Source organism: Streptomyces collinus (genome assembly GCF_031348265.1).
Lineage (GTDB): Bacteria > Actinomycetota > Actinomycetes > Streptomycetales > Streptomycetaceae > Streptomyces > Streptomyces collinus.
Genome location: NZ_CP133771.1, coordinates 5,304,124 through 5,320,866, shown reverse-complemented (window position 1 = coordinate 5,320,866; position 16,743 = coordinate 5,304,124). Strand labels below are relative to the sequence as shown.

Genomic DNA, 16,743 nt, shown 5'->3' with positions numbered 1-16,743 from the left:
CCGGGCCGTCCGGTCTGTGCACACGGTCACAGTCCGTCCATGTCATCGGTCCTCTGACGCGCGTCCGCAGCCCGCCATCGTGCTGGACCACGGACACCGACACGAGAGGCAGCCATGACCGACCCCGTGTACCGCACGATCCTCCTCTTCGACATCGAGCAGTACGGCTCTCGCGACGACGTGGAGCAGGCGTTCCTGCGACGGGTCCTGTACGACGTCGTCGACACGACCCTCCTCACCGCCGATGTCGACGAGACGGCCCGGCTGCGCGCCGACCGCGGCGACTCCGTCATGGAGCTCATCGACACCGCCGTCCCCGTGCCGAACCTGGTCAAGACCCTCCTGACCGAGACGCCCGCCCTTCTCCACAACAAGAACCGCCTGCTCGCGGACAGCGCCCGCATGCGCCTGCGCATCGTCCTCTCCTCCGGCTACGTCGCGGTCGACGAGCTCGACGGCTGGGTCGGCTCGGACCTCAACCACGCGGTCCGCCTCCTGAACTCCGATCCGCTGCGCGACGCCCTGAAGCAGCGAGAGGCCGATTGCGTGCTGTGCGTGTCGGACGGCATCTACAAGGGGGTGGTACGACACGGGCCGCTCGGGGTGCGCCCGGAGGAGTTCCACCAGGCGACCGTAGAGACGAAGGAGGGGCCCACGGTGGCGTGGGTGCACGGGGAGCCGGGCACCGGCGGCTCCCCCGAAGCCGCCGCCGGCTCCGCCGCCCCGGCCCCGGAGGCAGCCGCATCCCGGCACAACGACACCCGCATCAAGGGCGATCAGTACGGTCAGACGGGCGGCACGCTCCACGGCGGTCAGCACTTCGACTTCACCGGCCGTGCCCGGGACGAGCGCTGATGAGCCAGGACGAAGCGGCGACCGACGCACCCAAACCTGCCGAGGAGCCCGCTCCGGACGGAGACAGGAAGAAGCAGGAGGACGAGGCAGAGGAGCAGCCGAGGCAGGAGGCCTGGGCCGCACGCCGGGACCTGATCGCCCACGGCCCGGACTTCGTCTCGACGCTGGTCGGCCGCGACCAGTTCGGGCAGACGGGCGGTACGCACTACGGCGACCAGCACTTCCACTTCGGAGGCCGCCCCAAGGCACCCGCCCCCTTGTCCGGACCGGTCCCGCACACGGAGATCGAGAAGCTGAAGGGTGTCTTCCGGAGCTGTGACAGCTTCGACGAGGCGCTCGGACGGCTGCGGGACGACAGGCTCGTCATCTTGTCCGGCGGACACGAGACAGGCCGCCGCTCCGCCGCGCTGATGCTGCTGCACCGGCTGGGCGCCGAGCCGATCCGCTCCCTGGACCCTCCGGCGTCGTTCGCCGCACTGGCCGACGAGGTCGAGAGCTCGGCCGGATATGTCCTGTGCGATCTGATGGTCAGCCGCAACCGCCCTCTGCGGGAAGCCCAGCTGCTGGCCCTTCGCGAGCAGCTGGAGCGGACCCGAGCCCGCCTGGTGATCACCGTCGAACCTTCGGCGGCACTGGACGACCTCTTCTCCGTACGGTGGGAGCCGCCACCGGCTGAGGACTTGCTGCACGCCCATGTCACCCCGGCTACCGGCGAGGACGTCTGGCCCGGCCTGGTGGGTCTGCCGGCGGTGAAGGAGTTCCTCACCCGGCAGCACCGGCCGGACGAGATCAGGCAGTTCGCGCTGCAGGTCGTCGCCCACCACCGCGGCGAGATCGACGAGGCGCGGCTCGCCGCCTGGGGCGAGACAGCCGTGGCGACCCGGGTGGCCCGCTGGCTCACCGCAGAGAAGCCGGTGTTGCGGGACAAGGCATTCCTGGTCTCCCTCGCCGTGTTCGACAAGGCGCCGTACGCGGTCACCGCCGAGCTGGCCGACAGTCTCTTCGTACGCCTGCACGAGATCCAGGACCCCGGTGCCCGGCCGTCCATCCCGGTCTTCGGCAGCTCGCGGGAGGACCGCCTCCGGCTCGCCCACGCCGATGGCTATGTCACCGCGGAGGTCACCGAATGGGGGCCGTTGGAGGGCAGGTTCTGTGCCGCCTTCCGGGACGAGCGAACAGCCCGGATGCTGCTGGAGGAAGTCTGGAACCTCCACCCGTCAGCCCGCCCGGCCCTGGCGGAGTGGATCCGCAAGCTGACCGACGACCGACGCCCGCTGGTGAGGACCCGGGTGGCGTCGGCCGCCGCACTGCTCGCCACCGCCGATCTGTCGTCCGCCATGGCACATCTCATCGAGCCTTGGGCCGACAGCCGTAAGCCGCATGCCTGGCTGACCGCGGCCAACGCCCTCACCATGGCGCAGCTTCTGCGGGTGCCGACCGTCTCCCGGATCCTGCACGACTGGTGCACCGGGGACATCGAGAGCCGCCGCTGGACGGCCATCCGCGCCTACGGCCTCCTCGGCCCGGTACATCACGAGGAGACCCTGGCGGCCCTCGTGGACGCCATGCACCGGCCGCCGTCCGCCGAAACCGACGGCGATCCCGAGGACGAGGAGGTACCGGAGGAGGCCCGCCAGCTCGCCGACGCCCTGGAGCTCCTGCTCCTCGCCGTACGGGAGCCCGTACTGGCCGCCCTGGCCGAGCTCCTCCCCGCCGACCGCGTGGTCCGCCCGCACGCCCTGCTCGCGTTCCGCCAGGCCTGCAGGCAGGCCAAGGGCGACGAGAGCGACCGCCCGCCCGTCCTCGACTGGTACGCGCGGGCCGCTGCAGCCGAGGACACCGCCGTCACCCGGTACCTGATCGAGTTCTGGGACGCGCTGCTGACCGACCGGGCGCACAACCCGCAGGCACTGGGCATCCTGCGCAGCTGGGTGCGCGGAGCCGACGACGACCCCGAGAGCGAATCAGCCCTCGCCTCCCTGCTCGGCGCCCTCGTCACCACACCGACCAACCGCCACCGCGTCAGCCACCTGCTGAGCACGGTCCGCGACTCCAGGGGAGCCCGCTCGCCGGCCGCCGTCCGGCTGAGCCGGCGCCTCTCCCTCGACTGACTCCCTTCTTCCGGAGGCCCACCATGGAGCACACCGAGCAAGAGCAACTGGACTGGTTCCAGCAGCAGCCCGAGCACCCCGCAGCCCCGCACACCGACGCCGATCCCGTCCGCACCGTCTGGCAGCTCCCCCGTTTCCACCTCGGCGGCCGGCGCTTCACGGGCCGCATCGACCACGCTTTGGTGTGTGTGACGCGGAAGGGGGCGTACGAGACCTTCCTGCCGCCCGACCGGCCCACGTCCGTGCGGCGCTACGTCGCCGTGTACGAGGTGGACACGGATCCGCACGCCTTCCAGCTGAATGTTCCCGTGCCCAGCGAGGTCGACAGCTTCGAGTTCGAAGTCACCGCCGACATCGGCTGGAGGGTCGCCGACCCGGCCCGGTTCGTCCGCAGCCAGGAGCGGGACGTTCCCGCCGTGCTCACCCGGGAGCTGCTGCCGCTGCTGCGGGACGCCGGGCGCCGGCACCCCATCGATGCCAGCGCCGAGGCCGAGCGTGCCGTGCAGCAGGCGGTACGGGAGGCGACATCGCTCGGCGAGGTCCAGGGCCTGCGCGTCACCTGCTCCGTACGCCTGCGCCGCGACGCCACCGAGCGATTCCACCAGGCCCGGTTGCGCACAGCCCAGCACGAGGTGGAGGCCGCGAAGCCGGAGCACGAGGCGACCCTGCTCCGCGAAAGGTACGAGTCCGAACGCAGGGCCGAACAGATCCGGTTCTACGAGCTCACCCTGGCCCGGGGCGGAACTGCCGCGCTCGCCCTGCACCTGGCGGCCCACCCCGACGAGACCCCACTCGTCCTGGAACACCTCCAGGCAGGCCAGAACCGGTTGCTGGACACGCAGGTGAGCCTGATCAACCAGGCGCTGGAGGACAAGCATCTGGAGGACTACCAGCTGGACGAGCCCCGCAAGCTCGTCGCCGAGCGCATGAAGGCCATCTTGCGGACCACGGACCCGTCCACCCCGCCCGAGCCCGACCCGGGGGCCGGCACATGACCCCCTCGGACGACCCCGGGGTGCGGGCGGGCACCCAGCTGCTCGCCGACCTCAGGAACGAGATCGCCCGTGCCGACGCCAAGGCCACCGTTCTCGTCGGCGCGCTCGGCATCTCGGCGGGCGTGCTGGCCGCGCTCCTGACCAACCGCCACTGGAGTCCGGACCAACTCCCGGGGCCCGCCGCCCTGCTGTGGTGGGCGGGGACGGCCTCGCTGGTCGTCGCCCTGTTCGCCCTTCTGCTGGCGGTACTGCCCCGCTACCGGAGAAGCCGGTGGACGCCCGGCCGGCCTCTCACCTACTTCGGCGACATACGACGGGCCTCGCAGACCGGCCGGCTCGCCGCCGCCCTGGCGGAAACAGGCCGCGACCCCGGCCCCGGCCTCCGGGCCGCCCTAGCCGAGACGAGCGGCATCGCCGCCCGCAAGCACTTCTGGATCCGGACCGGACTGCTCTCGTTCGGCTGCGCGGCCGTCCTGCTGCCCGGCTCGATGCTCCTCATCTGAACGTCACCGCTCTTTGCCCCCGCACGGGAAGGACGGACCCCACCCATGTCGTACGAGTCCGAGCAATCGCGGACGCCCGGCTCCTCGCCACCGGCCTGTGACGACGACCTCCCCCACCGCCCCGGCCGGGTCCACATCGCCGCCCGCCAACGCGGGGCGGACGTCACCGCTCTCGGCTCGCTGGCGCTGCATCTCCCGCAGGTGACGGCCAGTCTGGGCGTCGTCTTCGCCATCTCGTACGCCGTGAGCCACCTGAGCAATCTGCCGTGGCCGCTTCTCTTCGGAGGCTGGGCCCTCAGTGGAGCTCTGGCCTTCCACCGGCCGTGTGAGCGCCTCATGGCCCGGTGGCTGTTCGGCCTGCGTTACCCCACTGCGTTGGAGGACGAACGGCTGCGGCCCGTCTGGCGCGAGGTGACCGCCCGGGCCGGAGTGGACGCGAGCGGCTATCAGCTGTGGGTGGAGGAAAGCGACGACATCAACGCCATGGCGGCGGCCGGTCACATCGTCGGTGTGACCAGTCACTCGCTGCGCGTCCTGCCGCCCGCGCAGCTCGGCGGCGTCCTCGCCCACGAACTGGGGCATCACACCCGGGGGCACGCGTGGGCCTCACTGCTGTCCGTCTGGTACGCGCTGCCGGCCCGGCTCTCCTGGCGTCTGCTGGTGCTGCTGACCGCTGGGCTGGGCCGGCTCCCGACCGGTGCGGCCGCCGTCGTGATCGGCGTGGCCGGCGCGGCCGTGATCGCGCTGGCGACCGCCACGTACGGACTGATCTTCCTGCCCCTGGCCACTCCGTACCTGGCCGCCGCGGTGTCCCGGCGGTCCGAGCTGCGGGCCGACGAGCACGCTGCGGGCCTTGGCTTCGCACCCCAGCTGATGGCGGTGCTGCACCAGGAACGCGCCCGGGAGGAATCTCGCCGGGCCGACGCCCCGGGTCTCGCCTTCACCAGGGAGGCAGTGATCGCGCGCCTGCTTGACTCCCACCCCGACGTCCACACGCGGCTGCACCACTTGCAGGCCCATCTGAACAACCGCCGGTGAGACGCCGAAGGGCGGCCACCCCGCAGGATGACCGCCCTTCGGCTCAAGCGACTCGCTTACTGGTTGTACGGACCGTAGTCGTAGTCCTCCAGCGGAACGGCCTGGCCGGAGCCCGTGCCGAACGGCGAGTAGTCGATGTCGTCGTAGCCGACGGCCGAGTACATCGCGGCCTTGGCCTCCTCGGTCGGCTCGACCCGGATGTTGCGGTAGCGGGACAGACCCGTACCGGCCGGGATGAGCTTACCGATGATGACGTTCTCCTTGAGGCCGATGAGGCTGTCGGACTTGGCGTTGATCGCCGCGTCCGTCAGGACTCGGGTCGTCTCCTGGAAGGAGGCGGCCGACAGCCAGGATTCCGTCGCCAGCGAGGCCTTGGTGATACCCATGAGCTGCGGACGACCCGAAGCCGGGTGACCACCCTCCTGGACCACACGACGGTTCTCGGTCTCGAACTTCGAACGCTCGACCAGCTCACCGGGCAGCAGCTCGGCGTCGCCGGACTCGATGATCGTCACGCGGCGCAGCATCTGCCGGATGATGATCTCGATGTGCTTGTCGTGGATCGACACACCCTGCGAGTTGTAGACCTTCTGGACCTCGCCGACCAGGTGGACCTGGACGGCACGCTGGCCCAGGATGCGCAGCACGTCGTGCGGGTTGGTGGCACCCACGGTGAGCTTCTGGCCCACCTCGACGTGCTCGCCCTCGCTGACCAGGAGACGGGCACGCTTCGAGATCGGGAACGCCGTCTCGTCGCTGCCGTCGTCCGGGGTGACGACGATCTTCTTGGTCTTCTCGGTCTCCTCGATCCGCACGCGGCCCTGGGCCTCGGAGATCGGGGCGACACCCTTCGGGGTACGGGCCTCGAAGAGCTCGACGACACGCGGCAGACCCTGGGTGATGTCGTCACCGGCCACACCACCGGTGTGGAAGGTACGCATCGTCAGCTGGGTACCGGGCTCACCGATGGACTGGGCGGCGATGATGCCGACCGCCTCACCGATGTCGACCAGCTTGCCGGTGGCCAGCGAACGGCCGTAGCACATCGCGCAGGTGCCGACGGCGGACTCGCAGGTCAGGACCGAACGGGTCTTGACCTCCTCGACGCCACGCTGCACGAGCTCCTCGATGAGGACGTCGCCCAGGTCGGTGCCGGCCGGGGCCAGCACCTGTCCCTCGACCACGATGTCCTCGGCGAGGCAGCGCGCGTACACGGAGGTCTCGACGTCCTCCGTCTTGATCAGCGCGCCCTCGGCGTTCCGGTCGGCGATCTTCAGACGCAGACCGCGCTCGGTGCCGCAGTCCTCCTCGCGAATGATGACGTCCTGGGAGACGTCGACCAGACGACGCGTGAGGTAACCCGAGTCGGCGGTACGCAGAGCGGTGTCCGCCAGACCCTTACGGGCACCGTGCGTGGAGATGAAGTACTCCAGCACGGACAGGCCCTCACGGAAGGACGCCTTGATCGGACGCGGGATCGTCTCGTTCTTCGCGTTCGACACCAGACCACGCATACCGGCGATCTGACGCATCTGCATCATGTTGCCTCGTGCACCCGAGTTCACCATCATGAAGATCGGGTTGGTCTTCGGGAAGTTGTCGTTCATCGCCTCGGCGACCTCGTTGGTCGCCTTGGTCCAGATCGCGATGAGCTCCTGCGTGCGCTCGTCCTTGGTGATCAGACCGCGCTCGTACTGCTTCTGGACCTTCTCGTCCTGCGCCTCGTAGCCCTTGACGATCTCCTTCTTCGCCTCGGGAACGACGACGTCGGAGATGGCCACGGTCACGCCGGAGCGGGTCGCCCAGAAGAAGCCGGCCGCCTTCAGGTTGTCGAGCGTCGCCGCCACGATGACCTTGGGGTAGCGCTCGGCGAGGTCGTTGACGATCTCGGAGAGCTGCTTCTTGCCGACCTCGTAGTCGACGAACGGGTAGTCCTCGGGCAGCAGCTCGTTGAAGAGCGCGCGGCCCAGGGTGGTGTTCAGCCGGAAGCTGTCACCCTGCTGCCACTCGGGCTCGCCCTCCTCACGCGCCGGCGGGGTCCAGCCGCGCGGCGGGATGGTGCCGACCGGGAAGCGGACGTCGATCTTCGACTGGAGCGAGAGCTCGCCCGCGTCGAAGGCCATGATCGCCTCGGCGACCGAGGCGAAGGAACGGCCCTCGCCCTTGAGGTCGCGCATCTCGCCGTCGGTGGTGAGGAAGAACAGACCGAGGACCATGTCCTGGGTCGGCATCGTCACCGGGCGGCCGTCGGCCGGCTTGAGGATGTTGTTCGAGGACAGCATCAGGATGCGGGCCTCGGCCTGCGCCTCCGCGGACAGCGGCAGGTGCACGGCCATCTGGTCACCGTCGAAGTCCGCGTTGAACGCGGTGCAGACGAGCGGGTGGATCTGGATGGCCTTGCCCTCGACCAGCTGCGGCTCGAAGGCCTGGATGCCGAGGCGGTGCAGCGTGGGCGCACGGTTCAGCAGAACCGGGTGCTCCGCGATGACCTCTTCCAGCACGTCGTACACGACCGTGCGGCCGCGCTCGACCATGCGCTTGGCGCTCTTGATGTTCTGCGCGTGGTTCAGGTCGACCAGGCGCTTCATCACGAACGGCTTGAAGAGCTCCAGCGCCATCGCCTTCGGCAGACCGCACTGGTGCAGCTTCAGCTGCGGACCCACGACGATCACGGAACGCGCGGAGTAGTCCACACGCTTACCGAGCAGGTTCTGACGGAAGCGGCCCTGCTTACCCTTCAGCATGTCGCTGAGGGACTTCAGCGGGCGGTTACCGGGACCGGTGACCGGACGACCACGACGGCCGTTGTCGAACAGCGCGTCGACGGCCTCCTGGAGCATGCGCTTCTCGTTGTTCACGATGATCTCGGGCGCACCGAGGTCGAGAAGGCGCTTCAGGCGGTTGTTCCGGTTGATCACACGGCGGTACAGGTCGTTCAGGTCGGAGGTCGCGAAGCGGCCACCGTCCAGCTGCACCATCGGGCGGAGGTCCGGCGGGATGACCGGCACGCAGTCGAGCACCATGCCCTTGGGGCTGTTGCTGGTCTGCAGGAACGCGGAGACGACCTTCAGGCGCTTGAGCGCACGGGTCTTCTTCTGGCCCTTGCCGGTACGGATGATCTCGCGGAGACGCTCGGCCTCCTCGTCGAGGTCGAAGGACTCCAGGCGCTTCTGCAGCGCCGCGGCACCCATCGAGCCGTCGAAGTACGTGCCGAAGCGGTCACGCAGCTCGCGGTAGAGCAGCTCGTCGCCCTCCAGGTCCTGGACCTTGAGGTTCTTGAAGCGGTTCCACACCTCGTCGAGGCGGTCGATCTCGCGCTGCGCACGGTCGCGCAGCTGCTTCATCTCGCGCTCGGCACCCTCGCGCACCTTGCGGCGCACGTCCGCCTTGGCGCCCTCGGCCTCCAGCTCGGCCAGGTCGGTCTCGAGCTTCTTGGCGCGGGCCTCCAGGTCGGCGTCGCGGCGCTGCTCGATCTGCTGGCGCTCGACGGAGACGTGGGCCTCCAGCGAGGGCAGGTCGCGCGTACGGCGCTCCTCGTCGACGTACGTGATCATGTACGCCGCGAAGTAGATGACCTTCTCGAGGTCCTTGGGAGCCAGGTCGAGCAGGTAGCCCAGCCGGCTCGGGACGCCCTTGAAGTACCAGATGTGCGTGACCGGGGCGGCCAGCTCGATGTGGCCCATCCGCTCACGGCGCACCTTGGCGCGGGTGACCTCGACGCCACACCGCTCACAGATGATGCCCTTGAAGCGGACACGCTTGTACTTGCCGCAGTAGCACTCCCAGTCCCGGGTCGGACCGAAGATCTTCTCGCAGAAGAGTCCGTCCTTTTCGGGCTTGAGCGTGCGGTAGTTGATCGTCTCGGGCTTCTTGACCTCGCCGTGGCTCCACTGACGGATGTCGTCAGCGGTGGCCAGACCGATCCGGAGCTCGTCGAAGAAGTTGACGTCGAGCACTATGCGTCAATCCCTCTCAGGGTTGTAAGTCATGGGGTCTGATACGGGGGTCCTGGGGCCGGAGGCCTTCATCGCGAAGGCCTCCGGACTCCCGTCAGACCTCTTCGACGCTGCTCGGCTCACGCCGGGACAGGTCGATGCCAAGCTCCTCCGCAGCGCGGAAGACGTCCTCGTCGGTGTCGCGCATCTCGATGGACATGCCGTCCGAGGACAGCACCTCCACGTTGAGGCACAGGGACTGCATCTCCTTGATGAGCACCTTGAAGGACTCGGGGATGCCGGGCTCGGGGATGTTCTCGCCCTTGACGATGGCCTCGTAGACCTTCACGCGGCCGGTCACGTCGTCGGACTTGATGGTCAGCAGCTCCTGGAGGGCGTACGCGGCGCCGTAAGCCTCCAGCGCCCACACCTCCATCTCACCGAAGCGCTGGCCACCGAACTGGGCCTTACCACCCAGCGGCTGCTGGGTGATCATCGAGTACGGACCGGTCGACCGGGCGTGCAGCTTGTCGTCGACCAGGTGGTGCAGCTTGAGGATGTACATGTAGCCGACCGAGATCGGCTCCGGGAACGGCTCGCCGGAGCGGCCGTCGAACAGCGGCGCCTTACCGGTCGGGAGCACCATGCGCTCGCCGTCGCGGTTCGGGATGGTGTGGTTCAGCAGACCGGCCAGCTCGTCCTCACGCGCACCGTCGAAGACGGGGGTGGCGACGTTGGTGCCCGGCGCGACCTGGTCGGCCTCGATGGCCTGCAGGCGCTGCGCCCAGTCGTCCGCGAGGCCGGAGACGTCCCAGCCGCGGCTGGCGAGCCAGCCCAGGTGGATCTCCAGGACCTGACCCGGGTTCATTCGGGACGGCACACCGAGCGGGTTGAGGATGATGTCGACCGGGGTGCCGTCCTCCAGGAACGGCATGTCCTCGATCGGCAGGATCTTCGAGATGACGCCCTTGTTGCCGTGCCGGCCGGCGAGCTTGTCACCGTCGGTGATCTTGCGCTTCTGCGCGACGTAGACGCGCACCAGCTGGTTCACACCGGGGGGAAGCTCGTCGCCCTCCTCGCGGTCGAAGACGCGGACGCCGATGACCTTGCCGATCTCGCCGTGCGGGACCTTCAGCGAGGTGTCACGGACCTCACGGGCCTTCTCACCGAAGATGGCGCGCAGCAGGCGCTCTTCCGGCGTCAGCTCGGTCTCACCCTTGGGCGTGACCTTGCCGACCAGGATGTCGCCGGCGACGACCTCGGCACCGATGCGGATGATGCCGCGCTCGTCGAGGTCGGCGAGGACCTCCTCGGAGACGTTCGGGATGTCCCGGGTGATCTCCTCGGGGCCGAGCTTGGTGTCACGGGCGTCGACCTCGTGCTCCTCGATGTGGATCGAGGAGAGGACGTCGTCCTGCACGAGGCGCTGCGACAGGATGATCGCGTCCTCGTAGTTGTGACCCTCCCACGGCATGAACGCCACGAGCAGGTTCTTGCCCAGCGCCATCTCGCCGTTCTGGGTGGCCGGACCGTCGGCCAGGACCTGGCCCTCGATGATCCGGTCGCCCTCGTTGACGATGACCTTCTGGTTGACCGAGGTGCCCTGGTTGGAGCGGGCGAACTTGGCCAGGCGGTACGTGATGTACGTGCCGTCGTCGTTGGCGGTGGTGATGTAGTCCGCGGAGACCTCCTGGACCACACCCGCCTTCTCGGCCTTGACCACGTCGCCGGCGTCGACGGCGGAGCGGTACTCCATGCCGGTGCCGACGAGCGGGGACTCGGACTTAATCAGCGGCACGGCCTGACGCATCATGTTCGCGCCCATGAGGGCACGGTTGGCGTCGTCGTGCTCCAGGAACGGGATCATGGCGGTCGCGACCGACACCATCTGGCGCGGCGAGACGTCCATGTAGTCGACGTCCTCGCCGGTGACGTAGTCGACCTCGCCGCCCTTACGGCGGACCAGCACCCGGGCCTCGGCGAAGCGGAGGTCGTCCGTCAGCTGCGCGTTGGCCTGCGCGATGACGAAGCGGTCCTCCTCGTCGGCGGTCAGGTAGTCGACCTCGTCGGTGACCTGGCCCTCGAACACCTTGCGGTAGGGGGTCTCGACGAAACCGAACGCGTTGACGCGGCCGTAGGAGGCGAGCGAGCCGATCAGACCGATGTTCGGGCCTTCGGGCGTCTCGATCGGGCACATGCGGCCGTAGTGCGAGGGGTGCACGTCACGGACCTCGAAGCCGGCCCGCTCACGGGACAGACCACCCGGGCCAAGAGCCGACAGACGGCGCTTGTGGGTGAGACCCGACAGCGGGTTGTTCTGGTCCATGAACTGCGACAGCTGGCTGGTGCCGAAGAACTCCTTGATGGAGGCGACGACCGGCCGGATGTTGATCAGGGTCTGCGGCGTGATCGCCTCGACGTCCTGGGTCGTCATCCGCTCGCGGACGACACGCTCCATACGCGCCAGACCCGTGCGGACCTGGTTCTGGATGAGCTCGCCGACGCTGCGCAGGCGGCGGTTGCCGAAGTGGTCGATGTCGTCGGTCTCGACGACGATCTCCGTACCGCTGTCGCCGACCGTCTCGGTCTCGCCCGCGTGCAGCTTCACCAGGTACTTGATCGTCGAGATGATGTCCTCGACGGTCAGGATGCCCGCGTCCAGCGGAGCGTCCGCACCCAGCTTCTTGTTGACCTTGTAGCGGCCGACCTTGGCCAGGTCGTAGCGCTTGGGGTTGAAGTACAGGTTCTCCAGCAGCGTCTGCGCGGCCTCACGCGTGGGGGGCTCGCCCGGACGCAGCTTGCGGTAGATGTCGAGCAGCGCGTCGTCCTGGCCCTGGGTGTGGTCCTTCTCCAGGGTGGCGCGCATGGACTCGTACTCGCCGAACTCCTCGAGGATCTGCTCGGTGGTCCAGCCGAGCGCCTTGAGCAGGACGGTGACGGACTGCTTGCGCTTGCGGTCGATGCGGACACCGACCATGTCGCGCTTGTCGATCTCCATCTCCAGCCAGGCACCCCGGGACGGGATGATCTTCGCGGAGAAGATGTCCTTGTCGGACGTCTTGTCGATGGAGGAGTCGAAGTAGACACCGGGCGAACGGACCAGCTGCGACACCACGACACGCTCGGTGCCGTTGATGACGAAGGTGCCCTTGTTCGTCATGAGCGGGAAGTCGCCCATGAAGACCGTCTGGGACTTGATCTCGCCGGTCTCGTTGTTCGTGAACTCAGCGGTGACGAAGAGCGGGGCCGCGTACGTGAAATCGCGGTCCTTGCACTCGTCGATGGAGTTCTTCGGCGGCTCGAAACGGTGGTCGCGGAAGGTCAGCGACATCGACCCGCTGAAGTCCTCGATCGGGGAGATCTCCTCGAAGATCTCCTCGAGCCCGGACTTGGTGGGGACGTCCTGACCGTTCTCGAGAGCCTCCTCGACCCGACTCTGCCAGGCGGTGTTGCCGAGCAGCCAGTCGAAGCTCTCGGTCTGCAGCGCGAGCAGGTTCGGAACCTCGAGAGGCTCCTTGATCTTTGCAAAAGAGATGCGCAGCGGGGCAGTGCTGGCGGCGTTGTTCGTATTCGCGGTCGAGGCGTTGCGCGAGGCGGCCAAGAGGGGGTCCTTCCGAGGGCTCGGACTCACTACGCGCGTACCGGCCCCTCTCCCGTACACGGAGACAAGCTGTGCCGACAGGGCTGAAAGGCCAGGTCAGACATTTCTTGTCATCGATGCTCGGGCGAGGGCAGACCCCTGGTGACGGGCAGGGGACAGCTAACAGGCAGCGCAAAGGGTCAGTGTAGCCACTTGGCACACTGATGTCCAGTGCGGGTCCTGGAACCCGTGTTCACCCTCGTTGTTCCACTCCTGCGACACGGCGCTGCCCTCAACGCACGTTAGTACTGCCCTCTTCGTCGCCGATCCATGCCTCGGATTCGGATCCTGTGACGACGCGTCCTGAGAATTGCGCGCTGCGTGCGGTTCGTCAAGGCCCCTCTGCCCGATCCGGGGCCGCCCGGAGACACGACGAAGATCACCATACCCCCCGTCACCGGGGCTTCAAGGCAACCGTGGCCCGCCCCCGAGAACGCCGAAGAGCGACCACCCGGATGGATGATCGCTCTTCCGCGCTTACGCGTTACACGTCCAGTGGGACGCGTTGTGGATCCTTGCGGATCCGAAAGGTCTTACTTGACCTCGACGGAGGCGCCGGCGCCCTTGAGGGACTCGGCGGCCTTCTCGGCGGCGTCCTTGGCGACCTTCTCGAGAACGGGCTTCGGGGCGCCGTCCACGAGGTCCTTGGCCTCCTTCAGACCCAGGGAGGTCAGCTCACGCACGACCTTGATGACCTGGATCTTCTTGTCGCCGGCACCGGTGAGGATGACGTCGAACTCGTCCTGCTCCTCAGCGGCCTCGGCGGCGGCGCCACCAGCGGCACCACCGGCGACGACGACCGGCGCGGCAGCGGCGGCGGTGACGTCGAACTTCTCCTCGAACGCCTTCACGAACTCGGAGAGCTCGATGAGGGTCATCTCCTCGAACTGCGCGAGCAGGTCTTCCTGGCTGAGCTTCGCCATGATTGGCGGTCCTTCCACTAATTCGGCAGGTGCCGGATGTACATGTGAGGCGGGCGTACGTTTGGCCCGCGACGGTCGCCGCGTTCAGGCAGCGGCGGCCGGGATGCGAGCCGAGTTACTCGGCACCGCCCTGCTCGTCCTGCTTGGCACGGAGCGCGTCCACGGTGCGGACGAGCTTCGACGGCAGCGCCTGGAAGACAGAGGCAGCCTGGGACTGCTTGCCCTTCATGGCACCGGCCAGCTTGGAGAGCAGAACCTCGCGGGACTCGAGGTCCGCAAGCTTCTTGATCTCATCGGCGGACAACGCCTTGCCGTCAAGGACGCCGCCCTTGATGACGAGGTTGGGGTTGTCCTTGGCGAAGTCACGGAGACCCTTCGCCGCCTCGACCGGGTCACCGGTCACGAAGGCGACGGCCGACGAACCCGCAAAGAGGTCGTCCAGCGTCGTGATCCCGGCCTCGTTGGCCGCAATCTTGGTCAGCGTGTTCTTCGCCACACGGTACTGAGCGTTCTCACCGAGTGAACGACGCAGCTGCTGGAGCTGCGCGACGGTGAGACCGGTGTACGCGGTAACGACGGCAGCGTTGGAGTTGCGGAACTTCTCCCGCATCTCCTCGACGGCATCGACCTTGTCAGGCCTCGCCATGAGCCTCGGCCTCCTTCCGGGTGTGTCGGACCGCGCGGACCCGAAGGAGGACTGGGGAAAACGAAACGCCCCGGCGCAAGCGCACGGGGCGTAGCTCGACCGGTCTCACGCACGCACGGGGCGGGCGGCTTCCGGGAGCTTCTCCAGTGTCACCTGCGCGGGTCGTCCGCCGTTCAGCGGATCCTTCGGCCACCGCGCCCTCAGATGAGCGCGCGGTAACGACCAGCGGTCTTTGGCTTCTTCAGGAGAGTACGGGAACGGATCGCCGTCAGGCAAATCCGCCCGTACGGATGATCGGCGCGGGGCGGTTCAGCCCTGGCCCAGCTCCTTGAACATCTCGCCCAGGTCCGCGACTTCACCGGCCGGCGGGGCCTTGACGGTGACCGGCTTGTTGTAGTCGACGAAGGTGATGGTCATGTCCATCGGACCCTTGTCGGCCTGGCCCTTCATGCGGAACTGCTTGGTGTGGTCCTCGCCGTCGACCCACATGTCCATCGTGAGCTTGTCGACGCCGAGCTTCTCGTACTGCTTGATGCTCTTCTCGCGCTGCTCGCGGGTCTCACCCTTGCTGTCCTTGAGCGAAGCACGCAGTTCGGCGAGGGTGACCGTGCCCTTGTAGTGGGTGGTCTCGACGCCGTCGACCTTCTCGCTGCCGACCTTCTTCACGTCCTTGGCGCCCGTGAGGAAGGTGGACTCCGCCGCCGGGTTCTGCTCGGCCTGGCTCGGGGACCCCATCTTGTCCAGGTCCTTGGCCGCGGCGGAGCCGGAGAGATCGAACTTCAGCCAGCGCTTGCCGTCCATCTCCTTGGCCATCTCGGCTCCCCCACCGAGATACATGGCCTTGTCGACGAGGCGGATCTCCACCGTTTCACCGGCGGCCTGATCGGGCGCCTGCATCTTCATGCTCATGGCGATCGTGGGCTTCAGGCGCATGGCCGCCTCGCCCTCGACGCGGCCCGACTCCGGGACCGTGCCCTTCATGCGGTACTGGAGGGACGTGATGTCCTCCGTGTTCTTCGCCGCCTTGGCGACGGCCGCAGCGGGCGTCATCTCGGGCGACTCCTCGGAGCCGCAGCCGACAGCGCCGGCGGCGAGGAGCAGAGCGCCCAGCCCGGCGGCAGGTATGGATGTCCTCATTGATTCCCCCCAAGGAATACATGCTTGCTTCACAGCAAGGCCGTGAGCCTATCCCAGTGGGCACAAGTGATCTATCCGAATTGACGGAGCCCTCAGGGCGTACCGGTCCGCTTCCGCATCAGGTCCTCGAAGTCGCCGGTGTCGGACGCCGGGGGCCGCTCGGCCCGGACCCGGACGCCGTAGTCGGCGTAGTGCGCGGTCTGGGTCATCAGGCCCGTGGCCATCCGCGCCTTCTCGACTTTCTTGACCAGCAGGTTCCGCTTGTCGATCCAGATGTCGACGGTCTCGGTGGTGACTCCGGCCCCGGTGAGCTGCTTCCTCAGTGCGGCGTCGGCGACGTCGGCCGCCGCCACGGTGCCGGACCAGTGCGTGGCGGTCCGGCCGCGGACGGTCTCCTCGCCGACCTTCCGGACGTCGCCGGAGGACAGCAGGAGTTTCACCGACTGGTTGGGGGTGGTGCTGCGCATCTGGTCGCCGAGGTGGGAACCGGAGCCTCCGGTCAGGGCTCCGAGGTCCTTGTACGCGTACCGGATCCAGCGCTTGCCGCCGGTCTGCTCGGCGAACTTCGCACCCATGCGCGCGTAGTACGCGTCGGGCAGGTAGCGGGCCTCCATGGAGGTGGTGCCGAGCCGGCGCATGGTGTCGGCCACGGTGCCGCCGGTGTACGTGATGGTGAGGGTGCCGGTGATGCCGTCGCTCCAGCCGAGGGTGCCGTCTGCGGTCATGGACATCAGGGAGCCCATGGTGGTCGTGGACTCGACCCGGGCGGACTCGGCGTGCTCGGTGGCGCGCTCGGCGGAGCGAAGGGCCGCCAGGGACCGGCCGCGCGCGGCGCGGTCGTCCCGGCCGGGGTCGTCGGAGGAGTCCTGGGACGTGCAGGCCGCCACCCCCGTCAGCGCGGTCGCCACCGCGAGCATCAGGCCCACGCGGCGCACGGTCGTGCCCTGCATACGTCCCCCG

The 16,743-nt window shown here is 68.2% G+C and carries 11 protein-coding genes; 5 read left to right on the top strand and 6 right to left on the bottom strand.

Annotation, left to right across the window (positions count from 1 at the left end):
* Positions 1-114 precede the first annotated feature (114 nt).
* Genes RFN52_RS24255 through RFN52_RS24235 form a run of 5 tightly spaced genes read left to right on the top strand, consistent with a single transcriptional unit; the run spans position 115 to position 5,502 of the window.
* The gene (locus RFN52_RS24255; RefSeq protein ID WP_184848989.1) at positions 115-855 is read left to right on the top strand and encodes a hypothetical protein; all 741 of its coding nucleotides are present in this window, start codon (positions 115-117) and stop codon (positions 853-855) included.
* Positions 855-2,966, top strand: a complete 2,112-nt coding sequence (locus RFN52_RS24250) for a hypothetical protein (protein WP_184848988.1) — start codon at positions 855-857, stop codon at positions 2,964-2,966. Before RFN52_RS24255 ends, RFN52_RS24250 begins: the two co-directional genes overlap by 1 nt.
* 23 nt (positions 2,967-2,989) lie before the next feature.
* A complete protein-coding gene (locus tag RFN52_RS24245; protein ID WP_184848986.1) occupies positions 2,990-3,961 on the top strand; it encodes an SPFH domain-containing protein in 972 nt (323 codons plus the stop codon).
* Positions 3,958-4,464, top strand: coding sequence for a Pycsar system effector family protein (locus RFN52_RS24240; RefSeq protein ID WP_184848984.1), 507 nt, complete (start codon positions 3,958-3,960; stop codon positions 4,462-4,464). Before RFN52_RS24245 ends, RFN52_RS24240 begins: the two co-directional genes overlap by 4 nt.
* A 45-nt stretch (positions 4,465-4,509) precedes the next feature.
* Complete coding sequence (locus RFN52_RS24235) at positions 4,510-5,502, top strand: M48 family metalloprotease (RefSeq protein ID WP_184848982.1); 993 nt, start codon at positions 4,510-4,512, stop codon at positions 5,500-5,502.
* A 56-nt stretch (positions 5,503-5,558) separates the two neighbouring features.
* On the opposite strand, the gene RFN52_RS24230 is transcribed toward RFN52_RS24235, so the two are convergent.
* From RFN52_RS24230 to RFN52_RS24205, 6 genes are all read right to left on the bottom strand, one after another.
* Entirely contained in the window at positions 5,559-9,458 is a 3,900-nt protein-coding gene (locus RFN52_RS24230; RefSeq protein ID WP_184848980.1) for a DNA-directed RNA polymerase subunit beta', read from the bottom strand.
* A 94-nt stretch (positions 9,459-9,552) separates the two neighbouring features.
* Positions 9,553-13,038, bottom strand: a complete 3,486-nt coding sequence (rpoB, locus tag RFN52_RS24225) for a DNA-directed RNA polymerase subunit beta (RefSeq protein WP_184848978.1) — start codon at positions 13,036-13,038, stop codon at positions 9,553-9,555.
* 572 nt (positions 13,039-13,610) lie between these two features.
* A complete protein-coding gene (rplL, locus tag RFN52_RS24220) occupies positions 13,611-14,000 on the bottom strand; it encodes a 50S ribosomal protein L7/L12 (protein WP_033308983.1) in 390 nt (129 codons plus the stop codon).
* Between the two features lie 115 nt (positions 14,001-14,115).
* Positions 14,116-14,646 carry a 50S ribosomal protein L10 gene (gene rplJ, locus RFN52_RS24215; protein ID WP_062928576.1) on the bottom strand — a complete coding sequence of 177 codons (531 nt, stop codon included), beginning with the start codon at positions 14,644-14,646 and terminating at the stop codon, positions 14,116-14,118.
* 309 nt (positions 14,647-14,955) lie between these two features.
* A complete protein-coding gene (locus RFN52_RS24210) occupies positions 14,956-15,783 on the bottom strand; it encodes an SCO4651 family lipoprotein (protein WP_184848976.1) in 828 nt (275 codons plus the stop codon).
* A gap of 92 nt (positions 15,784-15,875) precedes the next feature.
* Positions 15,876-16,733, bottom strand: coding sequence for an SCO4651 family lipoprotein (locus RFN52_RS24205; RefSeq protein ID WP_184848974.1), 858 nt, complete (start codon positions 16,731-16,733; stop codon positions 15,876-15,878).
* Between the last annotated feature and the right edge of the window lie 10 nt (positions 16,734-16,743).